Source organism: Stenotrophomonas sp. 05L44_2, assembly GCF_056665995.1.
Genome location: NZ_JBFTNR010000750.1, coordinates 1 through 1,989 on the forward strand (window position 1 = coordinate 1; position 1,989 = coordinate 1,989).

Consider the following 1,989-nt stretch of genomic DNA (forward strand, 5'->3'; position numbering starts at 1 on the left):
CGCTGAAGGATGTTGAGCGCAAGCGTGTTGATGCCGAAGCCACCGAAACGCTGGGCACGCTTTCGGAAAATGCGTCACAGGCCAAGCGTGATGCCGAGGCGCTGGAAAAGACCCTGCAGCCGCAGCTGGACCAGCTCAACGAGCAGCTGACGCAGCTGGGCGAGGCGCCCAAGGACACCACTGAACCGCCGGAGCTGGCGGCGCAGCGGCGCACGCTGACGCGCCAGCGCGATGCCCTGGCGGCATCGATTGCCCAAGCCAAGTCCAGTGCCGTCCGTGCGCAGCAGTTGAGTGCGGACATCGACAAGCAGCGCAACGCGCAGCGCACCGAGGAACTGGGGCGCAAGGTCGCCTCGCCACTGTCGCCAACGCTGTGGCGGCAGGTGGCCGACCAGTTGCCGAACGATATCGCCCGCGTCACCCCTTTGGCCCAGCAGGGCCGGGYCGCGCTGACCACGGCCATTGCCACCCATGGCTGGGGCACGTTGCTGCTGGGGCTGGCGGCGGCACTGGTGATGATGTTCCCGCTGCGCCTGTGGCTGCGCGCGCTGGGGCGCCGGTTCGCTGCGTCCGAGCGTGCCCCCGACGGCCGCCTGCGCCGCTCTGGTCTGGCCATGTGGCTGCTGCTGGTGGGCACCCTGCTGCCCGGCTACGCCGTGGTGGTGCTGGTGGCTGCACTGGATGCCATCGGCGCGATTCCGCCGCGCCTGCAGAGCGTGGCCGAAGGCGTACAGGCGGCGACGTTTGYTGCGGCCTTCATTTCCGCGCTCAGCGCCTGCCTGCTGGTGCCCAAGCGGCCTTCGTGGCGGCTGCTGAACCTGGATGACACCGCCGCGCTGAAACTGCGCAAGTACGCCTGGGGTGCCGCGGCACTGGCCTGGCTGAGCACGGTGCTGGTGGCCATCGATCGCGCCACCCGCACCAGCGACGTCACTACGGTGGCGCTGGACGGCGTGATCGCGCTGACCTATCTGGGCCTGATCATGGCCATGCTGGTGACCCTGGCGCGCCTGCATCGGCGCCAGACCGCCGAGGCCGAGGCGAAGCTGGAAGCGCAGGCCGACGGCCAGGGCGCGGCCGTTCCGGTGCGGCGCAGCAGCTGGCTGGTGCTGGCACGTGTGGCTGGCAACATCGCCGTGGTGGCCGCGATCATCGCCACCCTGATGGGCTATGTGAACTTCGCCAAGTTCGTCAACCAGCAGCTGATCGGCGGCAGCATCGTGGTGCTGGCGGCGACGCTGCTGTTCAAGTTCGTCGATGATTTCTCCACCTGGCTGCTCAACGCCGACAGCAAGGTCGGCCAGACCATCCTGCTCAGCACCGGTCTGAGCGTGTCGCGGCTGGAGCAGGCCGGTGTGCTGCTGTCTGCCGTGCTGCGCACGTTCGTGGTGCTGATCGCGCTGCTGGCACTGGCGGCGCCGTTCGGCAACATCGGCTCGGTGGTCGAGCGCGTCGCTTCGCTGGCCAACGGCATTTCCATCGGCGACATCACGCTCAAGCCTGCGCGTATCGCCATCGCCCTGCTGGTGATGCTGGTCGGGTTGGGGCTGACGCAGCTGCTGCAGCGCTGGTTGACCGACACCTACCTGCCCAAGACCGAACTGGACCTGGGCGCGCGCAATTCAATCAGCACGATCACCCGCTACGTGGGCATCATCTTGGTGGCGCTGTGGGCGCTGACCGCCATGGGCCTGAACCTGAAGAACCTGGCGTTGCTGGTCAGTGCGCTGTCGGTAGGTATCGGCTTCGGCCTGCAGGCGATCATCCAGAACTTCGTCTCCGGCCTGATCCTGCTGGCCGAGCGGCCGGTGAAGATCGGTGACTGGGTGAAGCTGGGCGATCAGGAAGGCGACATCCGCCGCATCAACGTGCGCTCCACCGAGATCCAGGTGAGCGACAAGTCCACGCTGATCGTGCCCAACTCGGAACTGATCACCAAGACCATCCGCAACATGACGATGGGCAACAACCAAGGCCGCATCCAGATCC

Annotated in this window: 1 protein-coding gene; it reads left to right on the forward strand. The window is 67.1% G+C overall.

Annotated features, from left to right (window positions below; genetic code table 11):
* A partial coding sequence (locus AC1VAN_RS20165; protein ID WP_480986569.1) for a DUF3772 domain-containing protein occupies positions 1-1,989 on the forward strand: 1,989 nt, incomplete at both ends.